We start from the raw sequence: 22,879 nt of genomic DNA, 5'->3' as shown, positions 1-22,879 counted from the left end.
AAAAACAAGGGGGTAAATGGAATGAACATCTACGTACTCATGAAACGAACATTTGATACAGAAGAAAAAATCGTAATTAAAAACGGTGCAATTTACGATGGCGAAGCGGAATTCATCATCAACCCTTACGACGAATATGCGATTGAAGAAGCAATTCAAGTAAGAGACGCACAAGGTGGCGAAGTTACTGTTGTAACAGTCGGTGGCGAAGATAGTGAGAAAGAACTTCGTACGGCATTAGCGATGGGCTGCGATAAAGCTGTATTAATTAATATTGAAGATGATGTGGAAAATGGTGACCAGTTCACGACAGCAAAAGTACTTGCTGAATATTTAAAAGATAAAGATGTAGATTTAATTTTAGGCGGGAACGTTGCAATTGATGGTGCATCTGGACAAGTTGGTCCACGCGTAGCAGAAGCGTTAAATATTCCGTACGTAACGACAATTACAAAACTTGAAATTGACGGTACAAACGTGAAGATTGAGCGTGATGTTGAAGGTGATACGGAAGTGATTGAAACTTCATTACCAGTTTTAGTAACAGCACAACAAGGTTTAAATGAACCTCGTTATCCATCGCTTCCAGGTATTATGAAAGCGAAGAAAAAGCCACTAGAAGAAGTAGAATTAGATGATTTAGATTTAGAAGAAGATGATGTGGAAGCAAAGACAAAAACAATTGAAATCTATTTGCCTCCTAAGAAAGATGCAGGAAAAGTGTTACAAGGCGAGCTGCAAGATCAAGTAAAAGAACTTGTATCGTTGCTCCATACAGAAGCGAAAGTAATCTAATAAAATACGAAATTATATATGCAGGAGGGAAAATCTATGGCTCGTAAAGTATTAGTAATGGGTGAGGTTCGTGATGGATCGCTACGTAACGTTTCGTTTGAAGCGGTAGCAGCAGCAAAAACAATTGCAGAAGGCGGTGAAGTAGTAGGTCTTCTAGTTGGAGACAGCGTTGCCTCTTTTGCAAATGAATTGATTCATTACGGTGCAGATCGCGTTGTGACAGTTGAAAATGATAAATTAAAATCATATACATCTGATGGTTATGCACAAGCATTTTCAGCTGTATATGCTGAAGAAAAGCCAGAAGGTATTGTATTTGGACATACAGCACTGGGTAAAGATTTATCACCAAAATTAGCAGCGAAGCTTGAAGCTGGTCTAGTTTCTGACGTAACTGCTTTAGATGTTGAAGGTGGAAATGTTATCTTTACTCGTCCAATTTACTCTGGTAAAGCGTTTGAGAAGAAGATTGTAACAGACGGTATCTTATTTGCGACAGTGCGTCCAAATAACATTGCGACGCTTGAAAAAGATGAGTCTCGCAGTGGTGACGTGTCTTCTATTACAGTAGATGTGAAAGATTTACGTACAATTATTCAAGATGTCGTCCGTAAGACGGCAGAAGGTGTTGACCTTTCTGAAGCGAAAGTTATTATCGCTGGTGGACGCGGTGTGAAGAGTGAAGAAGGATTCAAGCCATTAAAAGAGTTAGCTGACGTATTAGGTGGCGCTGTTGGAGCATCTCGTGGTGCTTGTGACGCTGAGTATTGCGATTACTCATTACAAATTGGTCAAACTGGTAAAGTTGTTACGCCAGACCTATACATTGCATGCGGTATTTCTGGTGCGATTCAGCATTTAGCTGGTATGTCTAACTCAAAAATAATCGTTGCGATTAATAAAGACCCAGAAGCAAGTATCTTCAAAGTAGCTGACTATGGTATTGTTGGCGATCTATTTGAAGTCTTACCTCTTTTAACAGAAGAGTTTAAAAAGTTAAAAGTACATTCATGATTTGAGTACCCTTGAGTTCCAAGTGAAGTACCCCTATATATAGAAAAGGTGAGAGATCCCCTGTCTCTCATCTTTTTAGTATTTAATCCGTATTTTTATATAGTATAAAGGAACACTTTTTTGTTACAATACATAACGATACATATTATTCGCCACGTATATAAGTTAATGATATACTCTTGGTAGAATATACTTGAAGGAGGAAATAAAATGGCAATTGTAAATGCAAATGACCAAAGCTTCGCAGCTGAAACTAGCGAAGGTGTTGTATTATTAGATTTCTGGGCACCTTGGTGTGGACCTTGTAAAATGATCGCTCCTGTATTAGAGGAAATTGATGCAGAATTAGGCGAAAAAGTAAAAGTAGTAAAAGTAGACGTGGATGAAAACCAAGAAACTGCTCGTCAATTCGAAGTAATGAGCATTCCAGCTCTTTTCGTATTAAAAGACGGTAAAGTAGTTGATCAAGCGTTAGGTTACAAACCGAAAGAAACGTTAGTAGAATTAGTTTCTAAACACTTCTAAAATAAAGGGCTACCATTTGGTAGCCTTTTTTATTTTCCTTTTTTACACCTTTCCGTTACAATAAAAGAACGTATGTTGGGTGTTTTGGCATAGTATGTTTTCATGTGAAAATAAAGATGCTAAGCATGTAGAAATGGAGGGTAACGAGTGCACGAACATTTAAAAGAAAAATTGGCTATTTTACCAGATCAACCTGGTTGTTATTTAATGAAAGATAAGCAAGGAACGGTTATATATGTCGGAAAGGCAAAAGTGCTTAAAAATCGTGTGCGCTCGTACTTTACTGGTTCGCATGATGGAAAAACACTGCGGCTTGTAGGAGAAATTGTAGATTTTGAATATATTGTAACCTCCTCAAATCTAGAGGCTCTCATTTTAGAGTTAAACTTAATAAAAAAACATGATCCAAAATATAATATTCAATTAAAAGATGATAAAACATATCCTTTTATTAAAATTACAGCTGAGAAACAGCCGCGATTACTTATTACGCGAAATGTAAAAAAGGATAAGGGAAAGTATTTTGGTCCTTATCCGAATGCACAATCAGCTCATGAAACGAAAAAGCTGCTAGATCGTATGTACCCGCTTCGTAAGTGCTCAAATATGCCAGATAAAGTTTGTTTATATTATCATATGGGTCAATGTTTAGCGCCTTGTGTGAAAGAAGTGACGGAAGAACAAAACAAAGAAATTGTAGATGAAATTATTAATTTTCTAAATGGTGGGCATAAAGAAGTTCGTTCAGAATTAGAAACAAAGATGTATGAAGCTTCAGAGAAACTAGAATTTGAACGTGCAAAAGAGTTGCGGGATCAAATTGCTCATATCGATGCGATTATGGAAAAACAAAAGATGATTATGAGTGACTTAGTGGATCGTGATGTGTTTGGGTATGCAGTTGATAAAGGATGGATGTGTGTTCAAGTTTTCTTCGTTCGAAAAGGAAAGCTAATTGAACGTGATGTTTCTATGTTTCCAATCTACGATGAACCAGAAGAGGGATTTTTAACGTTTATCGGTCAATTTTATGAGAACAGCAGTCATTTTAAGCCGAAGGAAATTGTCGTTCCAGGAAGTATAGACTCAGAGTTAGTAGAGCGCTTTTTAGAAGTTGAAGCGACACAGCCGAAACGTGGTAAGAAAAAAGATCTTGTAGAATTAGCAAATAAAAATGCGAAGATTGCTCTTGAAGAGAAATTCTACTTAATTGAACGTGATGAAGAGCGAACGATTAAGGCGGTAGATCATTTAGGGAAGCAGCTCGGGATTGAAACACCTTATCGTATTGAGGCGTTTGATAACTCAAATATTCAAGGGACAAATCCTGTTTCTGCAATGATTGCTTTTATCGATGGGAAACCAGCTAAAAAAGAATATAGGAAATATAAAATTAAAACGGTTCAAGGACCAGATGATTATGAGTCTATGAGAGAAGTTGTGAGACGCCGTTATACAAGGGCGCTGAAAGAGAGTTTGCCTTTACCAGATTTAATCATTATTGATGGTGGAAAAGGGCATCTGGCAGCTGTAAGTGATGTTCTAGAAAACGAACTCGGTTTATATATTCCGATGGCAGGGCTTGTAAAAGATGACAAACATAAAACTTCCCATTTAATTATTGGAGATCCACCTGAACCTGTGATGCTTGAGCGAAATAGCCAAGAATTTTATTTATTGCAGCGCATTCAAGATGAAGTGCATCGATTTGCGATTACATTCCATCGTCAATTACACGGGAAATCTGTCATTCAATCAGCACTGGATGATATTCCTGGAATTGGAGATAAACGAAAAAAGATATTGTTGAAACATTTTGGGTCGCTAAAAAAGATGAAAGAAGCTTCTGTAACGGAATTTGTCGAAGCGGGTATGCCGAAAAATGTCGCAGAGACGATTTATACTTATTTAGCGGATAAGAAGACGTTGTAGTTTACAACGTCTTCTATTTTTTGGTATAATTTCTGAAGATTTAAAATAAACCTAACTGAATGAAAATACAAAAAAGTCAACTAAACTTATATGTCTAGTTGACTGTAGGTAATGCTACACTTCAATGAGATCTTTTATATCCCATTTCACAAGAAATGTAATAGAGTCTGAACGTTTTTTCTTTTCTTCATAGGACTCTGCAACTACGTTTCGTTGCTTTTGAATTTGTTCAGCGATGAATCCAGCTTCTAATTGATAAGAAGAATGTCTGTTTTGTTTTTGACGTTCAGCGATGAGTGTGCCTTTAAGTTGGAACTGCATTTCACGACGCTTATGTTCAATAATGCTTAAAGTGCCCCAGCCAGCTTTTTCAAAGAACTGAATGACTTCTTCAATTGTTTCTAGTGGATATTTTCTTGCAAGGTTTCTACCAGACCAGTATAAAATACCATCTAAATCGTTACCGATTAAATCAGGTAGTAATTCTTCACGTAGCAATTCATAAGCGAAGGCGTTCAATGAAACATCTTCTAAAGATGTTGTATCGATTGTATTTTTACTCACAATATTCCCCTCTTTCTATAGGGATTATTATATAACATTTCTCATTTATAAAAACAGATTTTTCTTTGGGAAAATCTGAATATATAAGAAGGGAAAAAGAATTGGCAAATTATATGCAAATTATGTATACGTTTTCTTGACGCTTCGACAAAAATAGGGGTAAAATGAACTTGTTATCAAATTATGCTGAAATATTTCGAATAATTTTTTCAGTTTTTCTTATGCCAATAGTGAAAAAACATTATTGTTGTAAATTAATCTGAAAACAGCAGTCAAACATTCAAGGGGGTAATGGGGACATGAAAGGCCGCGAGTATACGTTTCGTAAGTGGCACTCATTAATGGGGGTCATCCCGGTTGGTGTCTTTTTGACGCAACATCTAATTGTAAACAACTTTGCAACAAGAGGAGCAGAGGCTTTTAACAAAGCTGCAGGCTTTATGGAGCTCCTTCCATTCCGGTATGCGCTAGAGATTTTCATCATCTTTTTACCGATACTGTACCATGCTATATATGGCTTATATATTGCATTTACAGCTAAGAACAATGCGGTTTCTTACGGTTATTTCCGTAACTGGATGTTCGTCTTCCAAAGAATTTCAGGTATCGTTACACTGATTTTCATTTCTTGGCACGTCTGGGAAACTCGTATTCAAGCAATGCTAGGTAAAGAGGTAAACTATGATATGATGGCAGATATTTTAAACAATCCAGCTATGTTTGCATTCTACTTAGTTGGTGTTGTTTCAACAATTTTCCACTTTGCAAATGGACTATGGACATTCTGCATAAGCTGGGGAATTACAGTATCTCCACGTTCACAAAGAATCTCTACTTATGTAACATTAGCTATTTTCTTAGGTCTATCTTATGTAGGTGTGAGTGCATTATTAGCGTTCATCGATCCACAGCTAGCAAACCAGTAAGGAGTGGGAGAGCATGAAAGGGAAACTTATAGTAGTCGGCGGTGGCTTGGCCGGCTTAATGGCAACGATTAAAGCGGCGGAAGCAGGAGTAAATGTTGAACTATTTTCTTTAGTACCAGTAAAACGTTCACATTCTGTATGTGCCCAAGGTGGAATTAACGGTGCCGTAAATACGAAAGGTGAAGGGGATTCTCCATGGATCCACTTTGACGATACAATTTATGGTGGGGACTTCTTAGCGAACCAACCGCCAGTTAAAGCAATGTGTGAAGCAGCACCTGGTATCATTCATTTAATGGACCGTATGGGTGTTATGTTCAACCGTACGGAAGAAGGACTTCTTGATTTCCGTCGTTTTGGTGGAACACAACATCACCGTACAGCATTTGCTGGTGCAACAACTGGACAGCAATTACTATACGCATTAGATGAGCAAGTACGTCGTCACGAAGTAGCAGGACTTGTAACGAAATATGAAGGTTGGGATTTCTTACGAGCTGTTGTTGATGACGAAGGTGTGTGCCGAGGAATCGTTGCACAAGACTTACAAACAATGGAGATTAAAAGTTTCCAAGCTGATGCCGTGATTATGGCAACAGGGGGCCCTGGTATCATCTTTGGGAAATCAACTAACTCTATTATTAATACAGGTACAGCAGCTTCTGCTGTATATCAACAAGGCGCATATTATGCAAACGGCGAGTTCATTCAAATTCATCCAACGGCAATTCCTGGAGACGATAAATTACGTCTTATGAGTGAATCGGCACGTGGTGAAGGTGGCCGTGTTTGGACATATAAAGATGGTAAACCATGGTACTTCCTAGAAGAAAAATATCCGGCTTACGGAAACCTTGTACCTCGTGATATTGCAACGCGTGAAATCTTTGACGTTTGCGTAGAGCAAAAACTAGGTATTAACGGTGAAAACATGGTGTACTTAGATCTTTCTCATAAAGATCCGAAAGAACTAGATATTAAACTTGGTGGAATTATTGAAATCTATGAGAAGTTTACAGGTGATGATCCTCGTAAACTACCAATGAAAATCTTCCCAGCAGTTCACTATTCAATGGGCGGACTATGGGTTGATTATAAGCAGATGACAAGTATTCCAGGTTTATTTGCAGCAGGTGAGTGTGATTATTCTATGCACGGTGGTAACCGTCTAGGTGCGAACTCACTATTATCAGCAATTTACGGTGGTATGGTAGCAGGACCGAACGCGATTGAGTATATGAAAGGTCTGTCTAAATCGTCTGATGCTGTTTCATCTACTGTATATGAGCAAAATGAATTAATCGAAACAGAGAAATTTAACAATATTTTAACGCTTGATGGTAACGAAAATGCATATGTTCTTCATAAAGAGCTTGGAGAATGGATGACAGATAACGTTACAGTAGTTCGTGAAAATAAAAAGCTACTAGAAACTGATGCGAAAATTGAAGAGTTAATGGCGCGTTACAAACGCATTAACATTAACGATACAGCGAGATGGAGTAACCAAGGTGCTTCATTTACACGCCAACTTGCAAATATGTTTGAGTTAGCACGTGTTATTACAATTGGCGCATATAACCGTAATGAGAGCCGCGGGGCGCATTACAAACCTGAATTCCCAAATCGTGATGATGCAAACTTCTTAAAAACTACGATGGCGAAATTTGAAGGAGAAGGAAATGCACCAGCATTCCATTACGAAGAAGTGGATGTTTCATTAATTAAACCACGTAAACGTGACTATTCCTCAAAACATGATGTAGCTGCTAAGGGTGAAGAGAAGGGGGATAAGCAACATGTCTGAGAAAACAATCCGCCTCATCATTACGAGACAAGATGGACCAGACGCTCAAGCGTTTGACCAAGAGTTTGAAATTCCATATCGTCCAAATATGAACATTATTTCGGCACTGATGGAAATTCGTCGTAATCCTGTTGATTCAAAAGGAAACCAAACGACTCCGATTGCATGGGATATGAACTGTTTAGAGGAGGTATGTGGCGCATGTTCGATGGTGATTAACGGAAAACCACGTCAATCATGTACAGCTCTTATTGATCAGTTAGAACAACCAATTCGCTTAAAGCCGATGAAGACATTCCCAGTTGTACGTGACTTACAAGTTGACCGTAGTCGCATGTTTAACGCTCTAAAACGCGTTAAAGCTTGGATTCCAATTGATGGTACGTATGACTTAGGACCAGGACCAAGAATGCCTGAGAAGAAACGTCAATGGGCTTATGAGCTTTCAAAATGTATGACATGTGGTGTTTGCTTAGAATCATGTCCAAACGTAAATAGTAAATCTGACTTTATTGGACCAGCACCGTTATCACAAGCTCGTTTATTCAACTCACATCCGACGGGTGAAATGCATAAAGCAGATCGCTTACGTGCAATTATGGGAGATGGAGGACTTGCAAACTGTGGTAACTCTCAAAACTGTGTGCAATCATGTCCAAAGGGTATTCCATTAACAACTTCAATTGCGGCATTAAACCGTGATACAACAATTCAATCGTTTAAAGATTTCTTTGGTAGCGACAATAACTATTAATAAATATTGCCTCTTCATGTTGAAGAGGCAATATTTATAACTTTATTTTTCTGTTTATTCTGTTTATTTTGAGGGCGAAAAGGAGAGGAAACAATGAAGAGGATTTCTTATATTGAAGACTTTGAGCGATGGGAAAGTGGTTTTTCATTTTACAATCCTGTAAAAGTTCGTTTTGGTGAAGTAGATATGTTTGGGCATGTAAATAATGTCGTTGCCTTTACCTATTTTGAAGAAGCACGTATCGCATTGTTTAAAGAACTTGGATTTATGCAAGAATGGACGCATGAATCTTCAGAAACGATGATCGTTGTTGCAGATTTACAATGTAATTTTATTAAGCAAATATATTTTGATGAACAGTTGAAGGTGTATGTAAAAGCGGGATCGGTTGGGAATTCTTCTTTAGATTTGCATTACATGGTGAAGAATGCAGAAGGAGAAGCTTGTTTAGTCGGCCGTGGAATGATGGTTCAAGCATCGAAAAAAACGGGAAAAGGCGAACCGTGGCCTGAAGAATGGAAGAAAAAATTACTACAATGATAGAGTGAAAGAAAAATAAGAGAGCAATTTGCTCTCTTATTTTTTGTCTTTCATTGCTTCTTCTAATGTTAAATGATGTTTATATATGTATGTAGCGTATGGATTACCAACGTAGCGCAAATGCCACGGTTCATATGAATATTCTGTTGTTTCTGTTTTATCTTCTAAATAACGAATTACAAAGCCAAATTCATGGGCATGTTTTGCAACCCATTTTCCTTCGGCTGTCTCTCCAAAAATAGGCTCTAATTGGAATTTAGCAGATTTTGAACTAATATCCATTGCTAAACCAGTTTGATGTTCACTCGTACCAGGAATGGCACTTACTGAATCAGCTTCAGCTTTTCCTTGACGTCTAACGTATGTATCATGTAATGATTTTTGGCGTTTGTATGAACGATAACCAGATACAGCTGTAAGTTCAAGTCCTTCTTTCTTTGCCGCTTCAAACATATTTTCAAGCGCATCTGCAGCATCTTTACGCAGCAATGTTTTTTCTTTATCTTTTGGACTAGTAAATGGTACGTTTGGTCTTGTTAAGTCTTCAGGTGTGTATCCGTCTGGTAGTTTTCGATGTTTATTAACTAAGACAAGATTAGACTCTGGATTTGTTACAACGGAAAAATCATTTTCTAGCTTCTTTGCAGTATGATCAGCTTTTGGAAAAGCAGGAATCTCTTCTTTTTGGTGATTACTATGCTGTTGACTTTCGACAGCTTTCGCCTCATTTTGTAGTGGTGATTTAGAACTAAAGTAAGCGAAAGAAGTGATACCGATTACAATAGTAGTGGCAGAAATAATGATTATCTTTTTCATGATACCTTGTAATCACAGTCCTTTCTTAATAAAATATGTATCGTTTTTTATTATAAGTCTAGTTTACTGAAAAAGAAATATAAGAGTCGTAACGTAATAGAAATGCAAAGAAAATGTCAGAAAATGTGTGAAATTGTAGTATTTTTTCATTTAATTCATTTCTTATCTTTCATGAAATGAATTTTTTATGTAATATATATACATAAGAAGATGTAGCGATTATCGAGAATAAAGAACTTCTTGTATAGACTAGGAGTGAATGGGAATGGATTTTGCAACAATTATTGGACTTATTTTAGGATTTGTAGCGGTAGTAGTAGGGATGGTCGTCAAGGGCGCTGACATAAATGCCTTATTGAATCCTGCCGCAGCATTAATTATTTTTATCGGTACATTTGCTGCAGTATGTATAGCATTTCCGATGAATCAACTAAAAAGGGTTCCAAAATTATTTAAAGTTCTTTTTGGTTCAAATAAAAAGGATTTAAGTTATGAACAGTTGCTAGAATTATTTGTTCATTGGACATCAGAAAGTAGAAAATACGGTATTTTGTCTTTAGAGCAACAATTAGACAAAATTCAAGATGAATTTCTTTTGCGTGGTATGAAATTTGTGATTGATGGCGTATCCGCAGAAGATCTAGAACAGATTTTAGAAGCTGAATTAGAAGCAATTGAAGAAAGGCATGCAAAAGGAGCGGCAATTTTTTCTCAAGCTGGTACATATGCACCGACATTAGGGGTTTTAGGTGCTGTTATTGGTCTTGTAGCTGCACTTGGCAATTTAACTGATATTGAAAAGTTAGGTCACGCTATTTCGGGTGCTTTTATTGCAACGATTTTTGGTATTTTTTCAGGCTATGTATTATGGCATCCATTTGCAAATAAACTAAAGCAAAAATCTGCAGCTGAATTAGAGAAAAAACGTTTAATTATTGATTGTTTATTAATGTTACAAGAGGGTACATATCCGTTTATTATGAAGAACCGCATTTTAGGTGCACTTTCTGCAACTGAACGTAAAAAGCTAGAAAAAGGAGCAGAAAAAAATGCGGAGTAAAAAAAATAGAAGAGGTAAAAAGAAAAAACACGAAGAACATATCGATGAAACTTGGTTAATCCCTTATTCTGATATGTTAACGTTGTTATTTGCATTGTTCATCGTTTTATTTGCGATGAGTAGTATAGATGCTGCGAAGTTCAAACAGATGGCAGTAGCATTTCGAAGCGAATTAGCAGGTGGAACAGGAAATAAAGAGTTTTTAAGTGATCAGAAGCCAAATGATGAAAAGGAATTATCAGCAAGTAGCCTTGAGGCAGAACAAGCAAAAAAACAAGAAGAAGCTAGAGAAAAAGAAAGAAAAGAAATGGATGAATTGAAAGCATTACAAAAAAAGATTGATCAATATATTAATGAGAAACAATTATCCTCTTCTTTTCAAACTAAATTAACTGAAAAGGGATTAATGGTGACAATATTAGAGAATGTGCTGTTTGATTCGGGGAAAGCAGATGTGAAGTTAGAATCACTAGGGATTGCAAAAGAGATGTCTAGCTTACTTGTTTCAGCGTCACCTCGTGAGATTACAGTATCTGGTCATACGGATAATGTCCCTATTGCCAATGCGCAGTTTGCATCGAACTGGGAATTAAGTACGCAGCGTGCAGTTAATTTTATGCAAGTATTACTCCAAAATAAAGAATTACAACCAGAAAAATTTAGTGCGATTGGTTACGGAGAATACCGTTCAATTGCTCCAAACGATACACAAGAAGGAAAGGCAAAGAATAGGCGTGTGGAAGTGTTTATCTTGCCTTTAACAGAGAAGGGAAAATAAAGAGGATGGCGAATGCCATCCTCTTTATTTTGCATCAAATGATTTTAAGTTGTCGAGACGGATTTTATCTTTTTCTGCATCTGATTTTTTGAAATCATAATCATATAAAGCGCCTTCCCAATCGCCATACATTGGATTCGGGAAAATAATAAATTTCTCACCAAATTGTGCTTTCGAATCTGATACTGCTTGATTGCGGTCTTTTACAGACTTTCCATCAAAACCAGTGAAATCAGATAAGTTATCACCGAAGAATAAGACGATATCATGTGTTTGCGAAACGAGTTCACGGCGTTTTTCTTTTCCTTTTTCTTTCGGATCTTGTAGTAATATATGTTCTTTCGTTGCTTGAGGAGCACCTACACGCTCAAGATTTTTAATTGTTGCATCTAGTTGGTTCGTTTTACGATTTGAGATGTAATAAATATCTACACCTTTAGATTCTGTATATTTTAAGAAATCAATTGCGCCTGGAAGGGCTTCAGCTTCAGCCTTATTAATCCAGTCATCCCATTTATACGGATAGCCTTTTCCTGTTTTTACGCTCATTGCTTGATGAGGACTGTTGTCTAAAACCGTTTCATCTAAATCAAGTACGATAGCAGGTTTTTTCTCTGTCCCTTTTGCAAGAGCTGCATCAAGCTTCAATTGACCGATATTGTATCCTTGGTAGTAAAGTGCTTTCGTTTCACCAGCTGTTTGATACCATAAATCAGCCATTAATTGCTGTTCTGTTAATTTTACTTTTTCTTCTTTTGCCAATGTTTTCTCTGGTGTTCCTGAACATGCTACAAGCGATGTAGATAGAACCGCTACAGATAATAAAGTGGTAATACCCCTCTTCATCTTCATATGTATCCTCCTTGATGTTAGAAAATCATCTTATATTATATATTAAAATATAAAAATTTTTTTATGAACATTTGCATATTGTCTTTTGTATATATAGTAGTATGTCCTATATTAGAAAGATGAGAAAAATAATGGAAATCATTTTGACAACTTTTATTGTCGAAATGACAATTATAATTGACGAATGACATGATATTATTTACAATTTTAACTAAATAGAACAAATGATGGATTAAGGAGATGTTACATACTAAGAGGATGAAGTGTAGTGCTATATTTTATCCTGAATAAACATAGTCTTTGAAAGAGAGTATGAATGATATTAAAGGGGAGGCTTTATACTTTGAGTTTACAAATTCAGAACTTAACGAAACTATTTGGGGAATCAAAAGCAGTGAACGGTTTGCAAATTTCGTTACCAAAAGGTGAAGTGCTAGGATTACTTGGACGAAATGGTGCAGGAAAAACAACGACAATCAAAATGCTTCTCGGATTATTAACGCCTAATGAAGGATCTATTACATGGGATGGAAAATCATTTGGGACTAGTGGGGTAACGATTGGGTATTTACCAGAAGAAAGAGGTTTATATACAAAAAGTAGAGTAATAGACCAGTTGCGATATTTTGGTAGATTAGAAGGAATGTCGAAAAAAGAAGTAGATCTTGCTATTGATCACTGGTTAGAGCGATTAGCAATACCGGAATATAAATTTAAAACGGCAGGAGAGCTTTCAAAAGGAAATCAGCAAAAAATCCAATTAATTGCTGCTCTTCTTCATAATCCTGAACTTCTCATTTTAGATGAACCATTTAGTGGACTGGATCCAGTTAATGCTGGAATGTTAGCTAGCATTATTGAAGAACAAGTACAGAGCGGAAAGACAATTATTTTATCTAGTCATCGTATGGAACAAGTAGAGGCTTTTTGCCAACATGTATGTATTTTGAAAAAAGGCGAAGCAGTCGTAAAAGGCCAGTTAAGTGATATTAAAAAAGAGTACGGTTTCCGTAATTTAACGATTGAAGATACAGAAGAGAATGCGAAGGGATTAGAAGCTATTCATGTATCGTATGAAAAACAACAAGGCCTTCTTTATGTGCAAGTACAAGATGATGCAGAAGCTCTAAAGATTTTACAACAGTTGCAAGAACAAGGTGTTACCTTACGACAATTTAAAATGTTAGAGCCGACGTTAAACGAAATCTTTGTAGAGAGGGCGAAATAACGATGCGTAAATTTTCTCACGTATTTTCATTTTATTTCAGGGAAGCATTTTTATCTAAAAAATCATTAATTACGAGTGCGATTTTATTTTTAGTTGTGTTTGGACTTTTCGCATTTAATCATTTCACTGCTGATAACGATAAAGGAAAAGATAAATTTGCGGTAGTAACGGAAAGCGATACTTATAAAGTGCAAGAAAGTGATGTAACAAAGTTACTTCCGTCTGCTAAGGTAACTGTAGAAAATAAGGATAAATTTAATGAGCTACGTAAGCAAGTGGAAGATGGGGATTTAGACGGTTTATTCCATATTACAGAAAAGAATGGTATTCCGGAAGTGACGTATATGTATAGTGGTTTTCCGAGTCAATCAACTGCTACACTTATGGCAAGTTATTTAAAGGAACAGTATACAGCGGTAATGATTGAAAAAAATAATGTATCTGCCGAAGTAGCAAAACAGTTACAGATCGAAATTCCGTTAAAACAAGAAGCAGTAAAGGATCATGCATCTTCCTTTGGAATTGGTTATGTTTTTTCGTTTGCTTTATATATGTTTATTATTGTGTTTGGAACTGCAATTGGGACGACGATAGCCTCTGAAAAGTCATCTCGTGTTATGGAGTTAATGCTTCCGAAAGTAAAACCATTAACAATGCTACATGCCAAAATTTTAGCAATTGTTTCTAGCGCTTTACTATTACTAGTTATTGCTTCCTTCGGTTTTCTTGTACCATATCTATTAGGTTGGGTAGATTTAGAAAACGCATCTTTAATAGGACTTACACTAGACTTTTCTAAATTGGATGCGGTAGTAATTAGTATGTTCGTTGTATATTTTGTTACGGGCTACTTACTATATGCAATGTTATATGCAGCGGTTGGGGCTGTTGTATCAAAAATTGAGGATGTGCAATCTCTTTCGTTCCCAATTACTATGTTAGGTATAGCAGCATTTTTCATTAGTATTAAATCATTATTTGATCCTAATAGTACATTAGCTGTAGTTAGTTCATATATTCCATTCTTTACACCTATGGTTACATTTTCAAGACTTGTAGCTGGTGAAGCAGGTGCTGTAGAAATTGGTGTGACGTTAGTAATTTTATTGGTGACTATCGTTATCATCAATATGCTTGCAAGTCGCATTTACGTAAATGGCGTAATGAATTACTCAGATAAAGTGAAATTTAAAGATTTAGCGAAGTTTATAAAGCGTCAATAATGAGAGAAAAGTATGATTTCCTATTGGAATCATGCTTTTTCTTTATGTATAAATTAAAAATAGTATATAATAATAAGAGTCGTCTTTTAATAGAATGAATACAAAGGAGGGTGTGCAGATGGGGATTAGTAGTCGTTTTACAGTAGGTGTTCATATGTTAACGTTACTTGCGATAGATCGAAACTCTCGCTGTACCTCTGAATGGATTGCTGGTAGTGTGAATACAAATCCAGTTGTGATTCGTCGCATTACAGGAATGTTGAAGAGAGCAGGACTTGTTGATGTACAAGCTGGTAAAGGTGGTACGACACTTGCTCGTGATTTAGAAGAAATTACATTACTTGATGTATATAAAGCAGTGGAAGTTGTAGAAGAAGGACAACTATTTTCCTTCCATGAAAATCCCAACATTGAATGTCCAGTAGGAGCTAATATTCAATCAGTATTAGAAATTATTTTAATGCAAGCGCAAGAAGCGATGGAAAACGTACTTGCAAATGTAACGGTAGATCAATTAGTTACAAACTTAAAGTCTAAAATGAAAGAGTAAAAAAGCGAGCAACCTCATAATGAGGGCTCGCCTTTTTTTATTCAGAAATATTGAAAATTCTATTTTTCAGTATTTAAAATGAATTTACCAACAATAGCTGCTACGATACCACCAAGAATTGGTGCTACGATGAATACCCATAGTTGAGAAAGTGCTTCTCCGCCAGCGAATAGAGCTGGTGCGATACTACGAGCTGGGTTAACAGAAGTTCCAGTTAACGGAATTCCTAATAAGTGAACTAAAACTAATGTGAAACCAATTACTAATCCTGCTAGAGAAGAACTTCCTTTTTTACCTGTTACAGCAACGATAACTAAAATGAATACGAAAGTTAAAATAAATTCAACTAGAAATGCTCCAGATAAACCAAGAGTTCCAAAACCATTTTGTCCTAAATTATCTAAAGGTGTTTTAGCAGAGCGTAAAATCGTTACTAACGTTGCAGTTCCTAATAAACCACCTAAAATTTGAGCTAATACATAATAACAAAGTTCCATAGCGTTCATTCTTTTGTTGATGAACATAGCTACTGATACTGCTGGGTTAATGTGACATCCAGAAATTGTTCCGATGCTATATGCCATAGCCACAATAGATAGACCGAAAGCCATAGCGATTCCTAATGTTCCAATTCCTTCAATTCCGCCGCCAATGACAGCTACTCCAGTTCCGAATAATACAAGTACAAATGTACCAATAAATTCAGCGATTGCTTTTTTTAACATAATTTACCTCCTAATATTGCGCATGAAACGTATTATAACATAGGTTTTAGTATAAACAGCTAATGAAATACTATTCTGATAAGGCAAAATAGGGGGACAATAAAAAAAGAGTATAGTTCTTTGTTAGAGAACTATACTCTTTTTTATGCAGTTTTTTTCTGCTTAACGACTGGAGCAGAACGGTTTAAAACGCTATTTGCAACCATTCCTAACATAATAATAATCATTCCTAGTAGGGAAAGACCACCAGGAAATGAACCATTCAAGAAAACAATTTCGCCAAGCACGGTAAAGACCATCGTTCCAGCTTGCGTTGCTTCAACAGCTCCAAGTAGAGAGAGGTTATCTTTGGCTAAGTCAGTAGCAAAGAAAAATGTCATCGTCGCAATCACGCCAGAACATAATGCTAACAAAAATCCTTGCAACATTTGGCTGGATGTTGGAATACCAGTAGTAGAAAATCCGTATATACCAAGTAAAATTGTTATAGGTAGACTTCCTATTGCCATTCCTAATACACGTTGGAACGTATCAAGACGTCCGCCAACAAGTTCCATCATTTTTCGGTTGCCGAATGGATATAAGAAGGCTGCTACTACGACAGGTAAAAAACCTGAAATGAACTGAGTCATTGTAATATGACCTGCTGCAGTCGCTTGCATACAAATTACACCAAGTAAAATAAATAATGCGACATATAAACTACGAAGTGGAATTTTTCCGCGTACACGTTTTGTGCCTGATTTCGTTTCTATTTTAACGAAGAATAATGGTGATAAAAGTAAACCTGCTAATATAGTAACTTGCCAAGTTCCGGCAACGAGCCAAGCTGGAGAAAAGACAGCTGCGAAACTTAATAAAGAATAGAAACCAATACCAGCAACGGAACCCCATCCGATCCACGCTAATGGATGTTTCTTTAATTCTTCCCATAAACCCCTTAAGTTTTTGCGAAATAAAACGATAAGGAATAAAATAGGGAGAGCAAATAAAAAACGGAAGGAAGCTGTCCAGGCCCAGCTCGTTCCAGATACATTCATCGCTCGATTAATAATAAAGGTTGCGGAAAAAAAGGCTGATGATAAAAGGCCTAATAAAATTGCGCGCATGAAGTATAGCACTCCTTTCGGAATTTGATGATTATGTATAGTATAATATACTTAAAAATAATAAAAGTAAACTATTTTATACTTTAAGGTGGTTTTATAGATGAAAGAACATGAAGATATGCAAACGAAAGAAGTCATTCAGCAAGTAGGTCAGCTGTTAAGACAAATTCGAAATGAACAAAAATTAAGTTTAGAAGAATTAGCCCAAAAAACAGGGGTTAGTAAATTAACATTAGGAAAGATTGAAAGAGGCGACACGAATCCGACGTTAGCTGTCATTTGGAAAATAACGAAAGGGTTATCGATTCCTTTATCGAGATTGATGGTTGTTGGAGAACCTGTAGCTGTGGCGCGCTGCGGAGAAGGATTTGCAGTAGATGTAGGACAAGCATGGCATTTAGAAACGATGTTCCGCTATACGAAAGAAACGGGGATGGAAATGCACCGTGCTTGTTTAAGATCGAATAGTATATATGAACCAGAAGCTCATCATGAAGGTGCTATTGAGCTTGTAACAGTAATGAAAGGGAAAGTATCGATTCAAGTAGAAAGCGATGTATACGAATTAAATGAGTTTGACTCTATTCAATTTGAAGCGAATAAAAAACATAGTTATAGAAATGAAGAAGATGAAGTAGCAGTATTACATTTAACGATGAAATATTCTTCATAAAAAAATCACCTATAGAATTCTATAGGTGATTTTTTATATTTCGATTAAGTATATGCAGGATGCCACTAGTACGAACGTGGCATAAGTAATAAACAAATAAAATAAACTAAAAACCCCGTCCCAAAACATAAAATAGCAATGACCCAAAGTATGCGAATGAGAGTAGAGCTAATATCAAAATATTCCCCTAAACCACCACATATACCAAATAGCATTTTATCAGTTTCGGATTTACATAACCTTTTTGACATCTTCCAATCCACTCCTTTTTATCCCGCTTTAACGGGTAGTAAGAACTCCACCTAAAAATTCAGCGAAAGCAAAGAAGTTAGGTGGGGATTAACTGCCCGTAAAAGCCCGATTGGTTTAACTAATGATCAGTGGGGGGGTGAACAACCCCCCACTGATCAAAGTTTCACTTTATAGCAAGCTATATACTTCTATTCTATATGGAAATTTATGAGAAGACTATGCGGTTGTATTACATTTTTTTTAGGGAACAGTCGTATTAATTGTCTTAATTTTCAGTTGATATTAAAATTATAGTAAGAGGTAACTTTTAATAAAGGGTGGGGGAAATAGAGATGACAGTATATTGGCTGACTAATGTAATGCTTGAATCGGGGTATACATATGAAGAGGGGAGAATTTCCCAAACAGAAACAGAGTTATGTAGTTTACTCATTGAAGATGGACGAATTAAAAAAATGATAGCAGGGGCTGTTCAAGAGGAAGGAGTATTAATTCTTGATGCTAATCGTTTATTGATTTTGCCAGCTTTCGAAGAGATGCATATTCATATTGATAAGACATATTATAGTGGCCCTTGGAAAGCTTGTATGCCAGCAGAGAATATTTTTACGCGTTTTAATGAAGAAGAAAAAATTCTGCCGAAGCAATTAGCAACTGCTCAAGATAGGGCGGAAAATATGTTAGCGTTATTGCTTCGAAATGGTGCAACGAATATAAGAACGCATTGTAATGTTGATCCGATTATTGGACTTGGTAATTTGGAGGCGACGTTAGCGGCGTTGGAAACATATAAAAATCAGGTTTCTGGTAGAATTGTTGCTTTTCCGCAACATGGATTATTGCGCAGTAATTCTGTACAACTTGTGAAAGATGCGATGCGTATGGGTGCGCATCTAGTCGGTGGAGTGGATCCAGCTACAGTGGATAATGATATTGAAAAATCATTACATACCATTATGGATATCGCAGTAGAATTTAATGCGGATGTTGATATTCATCTGCATGATGCGAATAATCTTGGGACGTTTACGATGAAGCGATTGGCAAGTTTAACAGAAGAAGCGGGATGGCAAGGTCGCGTAACAATTAGTCATGCACTTGGACTTGGTGGTGTTACGGATAAAGAAGTTGAAGAAGTGGCGGAAAGACTAGCTGCTTTAAATATTGATATTACTTCAACGGTGCCAATTGGGAAACAAGTAATCCCAATTCCGTTATTAGATAAAAAAGGTGTGAAAGTTTCATTAGGAAATGATAGTATTACTGATCATTGGTCACCGTTTGGCACAGGTGATATGCTGCAAAAGGCAAATCGATTAGCGGAACGTTTTGGGTGGAGTGACGAAAGGTCTTTAGGAAAAGCCCTTCACTTTATTACGGGAGGAAAAGAAACGTTAAACAATGAAGGGAAGCGAGCATGGCCGAATGTAGGAGATGAAGCGAGTTTTGTTTTGACGAATGCAACATGTACTGCTGAAGCGGTAGCGCGTCAAACAGAGAAACGTTTAGTCGTGCATAAAGGGAATATTGTTGTTGGAAGTTTAAATGAGGTGGAATTAAATAATCTTGTGTAAAAGAATCGTGTAAATGTTTTGAGGAGGGTTCTAATTGTGAGTGTAGAACCCTTCTTTGTTATGCTTGCAATATATTTCTTATAGGGAAGCTAGAAAGGATGAAAAATTTGGACAATCAACATAACCAAAATCATATTATGGGAACTTTGCAATGGTTTATATTTTTATTAGCGAATTCAATCGCACTACCAATTGTCGTTGGCGGATTATTTCATCTTACAACGGAAGAAATATTTTATTTAATGCAGCGTACGTTTTTTGTAGTTGGTATATCTTCTTTTTTACAAGGGTGGCTTGGACATAGACTACCAATTGCGGATGGACCAGCTGGATCGTGGGTTGGAGTATTTACCGTACTTGCTTATGCAACGGCCGGGCAAGATCAATTACATAGTACGTTGCAAATTTTAGAATTAGGAATGATAATTTCCGGTGTTATTTTAATAGGATTAGGAGTCACTGGTTTTATCGGACGTATTTTATTTTTATTCACGCCGCTTGTGACAGGGACGTTTTTACTTTTACTATGTTTACAATTAAGCGGTGTATTTCTAAAAGGAATGCTAGGAATTACTGCTACTGTTTCTCAAATCGATGGATTTACAGCGATAATTGCGTTTAGCATATTTCTTTTCGTTATTATACTATCTAACTTCGGAAAAGGTTTTGTCAAAAGTTATGCGGTTTTAATAGGATTAATTAGTGGGTGGATTCTTTTTCTCATTGCAGGAAAAATGACGATTCCATCTCAAGTAACTCATTTTGTGCAACTTCCACATATATTTGCTTGGGGACTTCCAAAGTGGAATACAGGTATGGCTGTATCCAGTTTCGTTATGGTATGTATTTTAGTTTCAAATACAGTGGCAGCTATTATAGCAATTAATCAAGCTACCATTCAAAAGGGGACTATTGAACAAAAACAGTTGAAGGGTGGTACGTGGGTTGGAGGGATTTCGCATATCATTTCTTCTGTATTTTCAACTGTAGGTGTCGTGCCGTTACCAGCAACGGCAGGATTTATACGTTTAACGAAACAAAAATATATACGATCGTTCTTACTAGCATGTTTGTTACTAGTCGTAATGTCGTTGTTTCCAAATATTATTCGTTACTTAGCATCGTTACCACCCGCTGTCGCATCTGCGGTTTTAATGGCTTCGTTCGTACAGTTAATTGGAATTGGGTTTCATAATATAAAACAAGTGCCAATGAGCGAAAGGAATGTAACGGTTTTAGGAGTTTCTGTATTATTTGGAAGCGGTGTTATGTTTTTACCGTCTGGAGCACTCCAATCACTGCCGTCTGTTATGCAATATATATTCGGAAATGGTTTGTTCGTAGGTACAGTTGTCAGCATATTACTAGAACAAATATGGCGTAATGAAAAGTGAGTGGATACAAAGAGTGTCTGCACTGTATAAAAGTCTAAAATAACATGTGAAATAAAGCCTATTTTCATTCACCACCCGCACATTTCGTTCATACAATATCTTGACTAAATAAACACCCAACTTACACATACACGGCTCTGGCTTAAGCAAGGAGGTTTATACCAGTTGAAGGAAAAAGCGTATCAATCTAAACCGTTACTCACAAAGAGAGAGAGAGAAGTATTTGAATTACTGGTTCAAGATAAAACAACGAAGGAAATTGCAGGTGAACTTTTTATCAGTGAAAAAACAGTACGCAACCACATCTCAAACGCAATGCAAAAGCTAGGAGTTAAAGGACGTTCACAAGCAGTTGTTGAGCTTCTTCGCATGGGAGAGCTCGAACTATAAAAAGAAAGCCGACTTTTATATGAAAAGTCGGCTATTTTTCTGTTTATATTTTGAACTTAAAAAGGTATTTCAGACTTTGAGAAGGAAGATATGTTTAAGAAAGAAACGTTAAAAATAACTACTTTAGAACATGATGAGGCATTCAGGGTAGGTATCTTTGTCATTTACAAATAAGAAGGTGCAAATATGAAGTTGTATTTTAAGGATATGGAGATAGGTGAAATTAAAGATGTTTTTGGAGACATGCCATGGATGTATGGAACAATTCGTCTATATGAAAATAGTAAACCGTTCCAAAAATATTTTCGTGAGATGGTAGACGAAGATAGTGGATTTGATTTTGAAAGCATAGATCCTGAATTTTTATATGAAGGAAATTGGTCTGTTTTTGATGAGGATAATCAGCGGTATTTAGGGATTGATATACCTGCTATTCATATGGAGGATAACACGATTGCGTGGCGTTGGAGATAAAAGTTATAAGGTTGTGAAAATCTTCGTACGAAAGAATTCAAACGATAACAACAAGTTGACTTTTATACAAAAGGTCAGCTTGTTGTTATCGTTTTTTCCGCTTGCTATATGAATGATAAGAACATTCCATACATAAATAGGTAGTAAGGAGGGGGGATATGTTGAAAAGGATATTGTTAGTTTCAACAAGCGCTCATGATATGAATGGACACCCGACTGGTTTGTGGCTGGAAGAGCTCGCAGCTCCTTATAATGTATTTAAAAAAGCTAAGTTCGATGTTGATATTGTGTCGATAAAGGGCGGTAAAGTACCTATTGATAGAGTGTCTATTCCGAACGGGATACCTCGTGAATTTAAGTATGTCGCTTCTTTATTGCAAAATACGAAGCCGATCTCAAATGTTCATTTTTCGGATTATGATGCGGTTTTATTTGGTGGTGGGCACGGGGCAATTGTAGATTTTCCAGGTAATCCATATGTTGCAAATTTGATTGAGAATATGTACAACAATAACCGGATTGTAGCGGCTGTTTGTCACGGAGTAAGTTCTTTAGTCGGTGTGAAAAATAAAGATGGCTCGTTTTTTGTTGCCGGTAAGCGTATAACAGGTTATACAAACGATGAGGAAAAAGCTGTGCATTTAGAAAAGCGAGTGCCGTTTTTATTAGAAAGTAAATTGAAAGAAGAAGGAGCTTTGTTTTATGTTGCTCCAAATTTCACACCGCATGTAGTAGTAGATGGGCGTTTAATTACAGGGCAAAACCCGCAGTCTAGTATGGAAATAGGGAAAGCTATAAGAAGAGCTGTAAATAAATTATAGAAAAGGTGCTCGCTACTCATAAAGGTAGCGGGCATTTTTTCAGTAGTGTAAATGAAAAAGATTTAAACTAAAAAGATGTATTGAGTATAGTGACTTCATTTAT

At 36.5% G+C, this 22,879-nt stretch carries 25 protein-coding genes; 19 read left to right on the top strand and 6 right to left on the bottom strand.

Translation table 11 applies throughout. The features are described from left to right. The first annotated feature begins 21 nt into the window (after positions 1 to 21). From etfB to uvrC, 4 genes are all read left to right on the top strand, one after another. Positions 22 to 795 carry an electron transfer flavoprotein subunit beta gene (gene etfB, locus JDS99_RS08970; protein ID WP_001029035.1) on the top strand — a complete coding sequence of 258 codons (774 nt, stop codon included), beginning with the start codon at positions 22 to 24 and terminating at the stop codon, positions 793 to 795. A gap of 36 nt (positions 796 to 831) precedes the next feature. Continuing rightward, a complete protein-coding gene (etfA, locus tag JDS99_RS08965; protein ID WP_000101967.1) occupies positions 832 to 1,809 on the top strand; it encodes an electron transfer flavoprotein subunit alpha in 978 nt (325 codons plus the stop codon). Positions 1,810 to 2,019: 210 nt separating this feature from the next. After that, a complete protein-coding gene (gene trxA / locus JDS99_RS08960; RefSeq protein WP_199694953.1) occupies positions 2,020 to 2,334 on the top strand; it encodes a thioredoxin in 315 nt (104 codons plus the stop codon). Positions 2,335 to 2,481: 147 nt separating this feature from the next. Further along, positions 2,482 to 4,266, top strand: coding sequence for an excinuclease ABC subunit C (gene uvrC / locus JDS99_RS08955; RefSeq protein ID WP_199694952.1), 1,785 nt, complete (start codon positions 2,482 to 2,484; stop codon positions 4,264 to 4,266). A 114-nt stretch (positions 4,267 to 4,380) separates the two neighbouring features. On the opposite strand, the gene JDS99_RS08950 is transcribed toward uvrC, so the two are convergent. Beyond that, positions 4,381 to 4,830: a YslB family protein gene (locus JDS99_RS08950; protein WP_000042225.1), complete on the bottom strand. Its 450-nt coding sequence runs from the start codon at positions 4,828 to 4,830 to the stop codon at positions 4,381 to 4,383. A 299-nt stretch (positions 4,831 to 5,129) separates the two neighbouring features. On the opposite strand from JDS99_RS08950, the gene sdhC reads away from it, so the two are divergent. The 4 genes from sdhC (at position 5,130) to JDS99_RS08930 (ending at position 8,857) form a co-directional block, all read left to right on the top strand. Then, the gene (gene sdhC, locus JDS99_RS08945; protein ID WP_000678354.1) at positions 5,130 to 5,756 is read left to right on the top strand and encodes a succinate dehydrogenase cytochrome B558; all 627 of its coding nucleotides are present in this window, start codon (positions 5,130 to 5,132) and stop codon (positions 5,754 to 5,756) included. 13 nt (positions 5,757 to 5,769) lie between these two features. Further along, positions 5,770 to 7,563 carry a succinate dehydrogenase flavoprotein subunit gene (gene sdhA / locus JDS99_RS08940; RefSeq protein ID WP_000676749.1) on the top strand — a complete coding sequence of 598 codons (1,794 nt, stop codon included), beginning with the start codon at positions 5,770 to 5,772 and terminating at the stop codon, positions 7,561 to 7,563. Further along, positions 7,556 to 8,317, top strand: a complete 762-nt coding sequence (gene sdhB, locus JDS99_RS08935) for a succinate dehydrogenase iron-sulfur subunit (RefSeq protein ID WP_001291827.1) — start codon at positions 7,556 to 7,558, stop codon at positions 8,315 to 8,317. The genes sdhA and sdhB overlap by 8 nt, the downstream gene beginning before the upstream one ends. Before the next feature lie 93 nt (positions 8,318 to 8,410). After that, on the top strand, positions 8,411 to 8,857 hold the full coding sequence (locus JDS99_RS08930; RefSeq protein WP_000822749.1) for an acyl-CoA thioesterase: 447 nt from the start codon (positions 8,411 to 8,413) through the stop codon (positions 8,855 to 8,857). Between the two features lie 36 nt (positions 8,858 to 8,893). On the opposite strand, the gene JDS99_RS08925 is transcribed toward JDS99_RS08930, so the two are convergent. Next, positions 8,894 to 9,673, bottom strand: coding sequence for a M15 family metallopeptidase (locus JDS99_RS08925; RefSeq protein WP_098089276.1), 780 nt, complete (start codon positions 9,671 to 9,673; stop codon positions 8,894 to 8,896). 265 nt (positions 9,674 to 9,938) lie between these two features. Here JDS99_RS08925 and motA point away from each other — a divergent pair, with 265 nt between their 5' ends. Beyond that, positions 9,939 to 10,733: a flagellar motor stator protein MotA gene (motA, locus tag JDS99_RS08920; RefSeq protein ID WP_060488187.1), complete on the top strand. Its 795-nt coding sequence runs from the start codon at positions 9,939 to 9,941 to the stop codon at positions 10,731 to 10,733. Then, the gene (motB, locus tag JDS99_RS08915) at positions 10,723 to 11,511 is read left to right on the top strand and encodes a flagellar motor protein MotB (RefSeq protein ID WP_098858144.1); all 789 of its coding nucleotides are present in this window, start codon (positions 10,723 to 10,725) and stop codon (positions 11,509 to 11,511) included. Before motA ends, motB begins: the two co-directional genes overlap by 11 nt. 24 nt (positions 11,512 to 11,535) lie before the next feature. Here motB and JDS99_RS08910 read toward each other — a convergent pair whose 3' ends face one another. Beyond that, positions 11,536 to 12,363, bottom strand: coding sequence for a 5'-nucleotidase, lipoprotein e(P4) family (locus JDS99_RS08910; RefSeq protein WP_098858145.1), 828 nt, complete (start codon positions 12,361 to 12,363; stop codon positions 11,536 to 11,538). A gap of 343 nt (positions 12,364 to 12,706) precedes the next feature. On the opposite strand from JDS99_RS08910, the gene JDS99_RS08905 reads away from it, so the two are divergent. The 3 genes from JDS99_RS08905 (at position 12,707) to JDS99_RS08895 (ending at position 15,364) form a co-directional block, all read left to right on the top strand. Then, entirely contained in the window at positions 12,707 to 13,591 is an 885-nt protein-coding gene (locus JDS99_RS08905; RefSeq protein WP_137014411.1) for an ABC transporter ATP-binding protein, read from the top strand. Between the two features lie 2 nt (positions 13,592 to 13,593). Further along, the gene (locus JDS99_RS08900; protein WP_199694951.1) at positions 13,594 to 14,814 is read left to right on the top strand and encodes an ABC transporter permease; all 1,221 of its coding nucleotides are present in this window, start codon (positions 13,594 to 13,596) and stop codon (positions 14,812 to 14,814) included. A 118-nt stretch (positions 14,815 to 14,932) separates the two neighbouring features. Continuing rightward, positions 14,933 to 15,364, top strand: a complete 432-nt coding sequence (locus JDS99_RS08895; protein ID WP_000512998.1) for an Rrf2 family transcriptional regulator — start codon at positions 14,933 to 14,935, stop codon at positions 15,362 to 15,364. Between the two features lie 59 nt (positions 15,365 to 15,423). Here the strand turns inward: JDS99_RS08895 and JDS99_RS08890 are convergent, their stop codons facing one another. Both JDS99_RS08890 and JDS99_RS08885 read right to left on the bottom strand, forming a co-directional pair. Next, the gene (locus JDS99_RS08890; RefSeq protein WP_000913204.1) at positions 15,424 to 16,089 is read right to left on the bottom strand and encodes an MIP/aquaporin family protein; all 666 of its coding nucleotides are present in this window, start codon (positions 16,087 to 16,089) and stop codon (positions 15,424 to 15,426) included. Positions 16,090 to 16,232: 143 nt separating this feature from the next. Then, positions 16,233 to 17,198 carry a DMT family transporter gene (locus tag JDS99_RS08885; protein WP_098858148.1) on the bottom strand — a complete coding sequence of 322 codons (966 nt, stop codon included), beginning with the start codon at positions 17,196 to 17,198 and terminating at the stop codon, positions 16,233 to 16,235. 100 nt (positions 17,199 to 17,298) lie between these two features. Here JDS99_RS08885 and JDS99_RS08880 point away from each other — a divergent pair, with 100 nt between their 5' ends. Beyond that, a complete protein-coding gene (locus JDS99_RS08880) occupies positions 17,299 to 17,871 on the top strand; it encodes a helix-turn-helix domain-containing protein (RefSeq protein WP_199694950.1) in 573 nt (190 codons plus the stop codon). A gap of 65 nt (positions 17,872 to 17,936) precedes the next feature. On the opposite strand, the gene JDS99_RS08875 is transcribed toward JDS99_RS08880, so the two are convergent. Then, a complete protein-coding gene (locus JDS99_RS08875) occupies positions 17,937 to 18,122 on the bottom strand; it encodes a PspC domain-containing protein (RefSeq protein ID WP_000044335.1) in 186 nt (61 codons plus the stop codon). Between the two features lie 333 nt (positions 18,123 to 18,455). Here JDS99_RS08875 and JDS99_RS08870 point away from each other — a divergent pair, with 333 nt between their 5' ends. The 5 genes from JDS99_RS08870 to JDS99_RS08850 all read left to right on the top strand — a co-directional run bounded on the left by JDS99_RS08870 (position 18,456) and on the right by JDS99_RS08850 (position 22,776). Next, positions 18,456 to 19,697 carry an amidohydrolase family protein gene (locus JDS99_RS08870; protein WP_075312488.1) on the top strand — a complete coding sequence of 414 codons (1,242 nt, stop codon included), beginning with the start codon at positions 18,456 to 18,458 and terminating at the stop codon, positions 19,695 to 19,697. A 98-nt stretch (positions 19,698 to 19,795) separates the two neighbouring features. Next, positions 19,796 to 21,091 carry a purine/pyrimidine permease gene (locus JDS99_RS08865; protein WP_199694949.1) on the top strand — a complete coding sequence of 432 codons (1,296 nt, stop codon included), beginning with the start codon at positions 19,796 to 19,798 and terminating at the stop codon, positions 21,089 to 21,091. Between the two features lie 165 nt (positions 21,092 to 21,256). Beyond that, complete coding sequence (gene gerE / locus JDS99_RS08860) at positions 21,257 to 21,481, top strand: spore germination transcription factor GerE (RefSeq protein ID WP_000659484.1); 225 nt, start codon at positions 21,257 to 21,259, stop codon at positions 21,479 to 21,481. A 186-nt stretch (positions 21,482 to 21,667) separates the two neighbouring features. After that, positions 21,668 to 21,955 carry a hypothetical protein gene (locus JDS99_RS08855; RefSeq protein WP_048541328.1) on the top strand — a complete coding sequence of 96 codons (288 nt, stop codon included), beginning with the start codon at positions 21,668 to 21,670 and terminating at the stop codon, positions 21,953 to 21,955. 158 nt (positions 21,956 to 22,113) lie between these two features. Next, positions 22,114 to 22,776 carry a type 1 glutamine amidotransferase domain-containing protein gene (locus JDS99_RS08850; RefSeq protein ID WP_046956269.1) on the top strand — a complete coding sequence of 221 codons (663 nt, stop codon included), beginning with the start codon at positions 22,114 to 22,116 and terminating at the stop codon, positions 22,774 to 22,776. Positions 22,777 to 22,879 lie beyond the last annotated feature (103 nt).

The sequence above is a fragment of the Bacillus cereus group sp. N6 genome, assembly GCF_016483705.1.
In the GTDB taxonomy this organism is placed as follows: Bacteria; Bacillota; Bacilli; order Bacillales; family Bacillaceae_G; genus Bacillus_A; species Bacillus_A wiedmannii.
The sequence above is the reverse complement of the archived record's forward strand: the minus strand, read 5'-3'. Positions and strand labels throughout refer to the sequence as shown.

Excerpts from the sequence above, each read along its gene's own strand:
- etfB (WP_001029035.1), top strand. The coding sequence starts at position 22 with ATGAACATCTACGTACTCATGAAACGAACATTTGATACAGAAGAAAAA.
- etfA (WP_000101967.1), top strand. The coding sequence starts at position 832 with ATGGCTCGTAAAGTATTAGTAATGGGTGAGGTTCGTGATGGATCGCTA.
- trxA (WP_199694953.1), top strand. The coding sequence starts at position 2,020 with ATGGCAATTGTAAATGCAAATGACCAAAGCTTCGCAGCTGAAACTAGC.
- sdhC (WP_000678354.1), top strand. The coding sequence starts at position 5,130 with ATGAAAGGCCGCGAGTATACGTTTCGTAAGTGGCACTCATTAATGGGG.
- sdhA (WP_000676749.1), top strand. The coding sequence starts at position 5,770 with ATGAAAGGGAAACTTATAGTAGTCGGCGGTGGCTTGGCCGGCTTAATG.
- sdhB (WP_001291827.1), top strand. The coding sequence starts at position 7,556 with ATGTCTGAGAAAACAATCCGCCTCATCATTACGAGACAAGATGGACCA.
- JDS99_RS08930 (WP_000822749.1), top strand. The coding sequence starts at position 8,411 with ATGAAGAGGATTTCTTATATTGAAGACTTTGAGCGATGGGAAAGTGGT.
- JDS99_RS08925 (WP_098089276.1), bottom strand. The coding sequence starts at position 9,673 with ATGAAAAAGATAATCATTATTTCTGCCACTACTATTGTAATCGGTATC.
- motA (WP_060488187.1), top strand. The coding sequence starts at position 9,939 with ATGGATTTTGCAACAATTATTGGACTTATTTTAGGATTTGTAGCGGTA.
- motB (WP_098858144.1), top strand. The coding sequence starts at position 10,723 with ATGCGGAGTAAAAAAAATAGAAGAGGTAAAAAGAAAAAACACGAAGAA.
- JDS99_RS08910 (WP_098858145.1), bottom strand. The coding sequence starts at position 12,363 with ATGAAGATGAAGAGGGGTATTACCACTTTATTATCTGTAGCGGTTCTA.
- JDS99_RS08900 (WP_199694951.1), top strand. The coding sequence starts at position 13,594 with ATGCGTAAATTTTCTCACGTATTTTCATTTTATTTCAGGGAAGCATTT.
- JDS99_RS08895 (WP_000512998.1), top strand. The coding sequence starts at position 14,933 with ATGGGGATTAGTAGTCGTTTTACAGTAGGTGTTCATATGTTAACGTTA.
- JDS99_RS08890 (WP_000913204.1), bottom strand. The coding sequence starts at position 16,089 with ATGTTAAAAAAAGCAATCGCTGAATTTATTGGTACATTTGTACTTGTA.
- JDS99_RS08885 (WP_098858148.1), bottom strand. The coding sequence starts at position 17,198 with ATGCGCGCAATTTTATTAGGCCTTTTATCATCAGCCTTTTTTTCCGCA.
- JDS99_RS08880 (WP_199694950.1), top strand. The coding sequence starts at position 17,299 with ATGAAAGAACATGAAGATATGCAAACGAAAGAAGTCATTCAGCAAGTA.
- JDS99_RS08875 (WP_000044335.1), bottom strand. The coding sequence starts at position 18,122 with ATGTCAAAAAGGTTATGTAAATCCGAAACTGATAAAATGCTATTTGGT.
- JDS99_RS08870 (WP_075312488.1), top strand. The coding sequence starts at position 18,456 with ATGACAGTATATTGGCTGACTAATGTAATGCTTGAATCGGGGTATACA.
- JDS99_RS08865 (WP_199694949.1), top strand. The coding sequence starts at position 19,796 with ATGAAAAATTTGGACAATCAACATAACCAAAATCATATTATGGGAACT.
- JDS99_RS08855 (WP_048541328.1), top strand. The coding sequence starts at position 21,668 with ATGAAGTTGTATTTTAAGGATATGGAGATAGGTGAAATTAAAGATGTT.
- JDS99_RS08850 (WP_046956269.1), top strand. The coding sequence starts at position 22,114 with ATGTTGAAAAGGATATTGTTAGTTTCAACAAGCGCTCATGATATGAAT.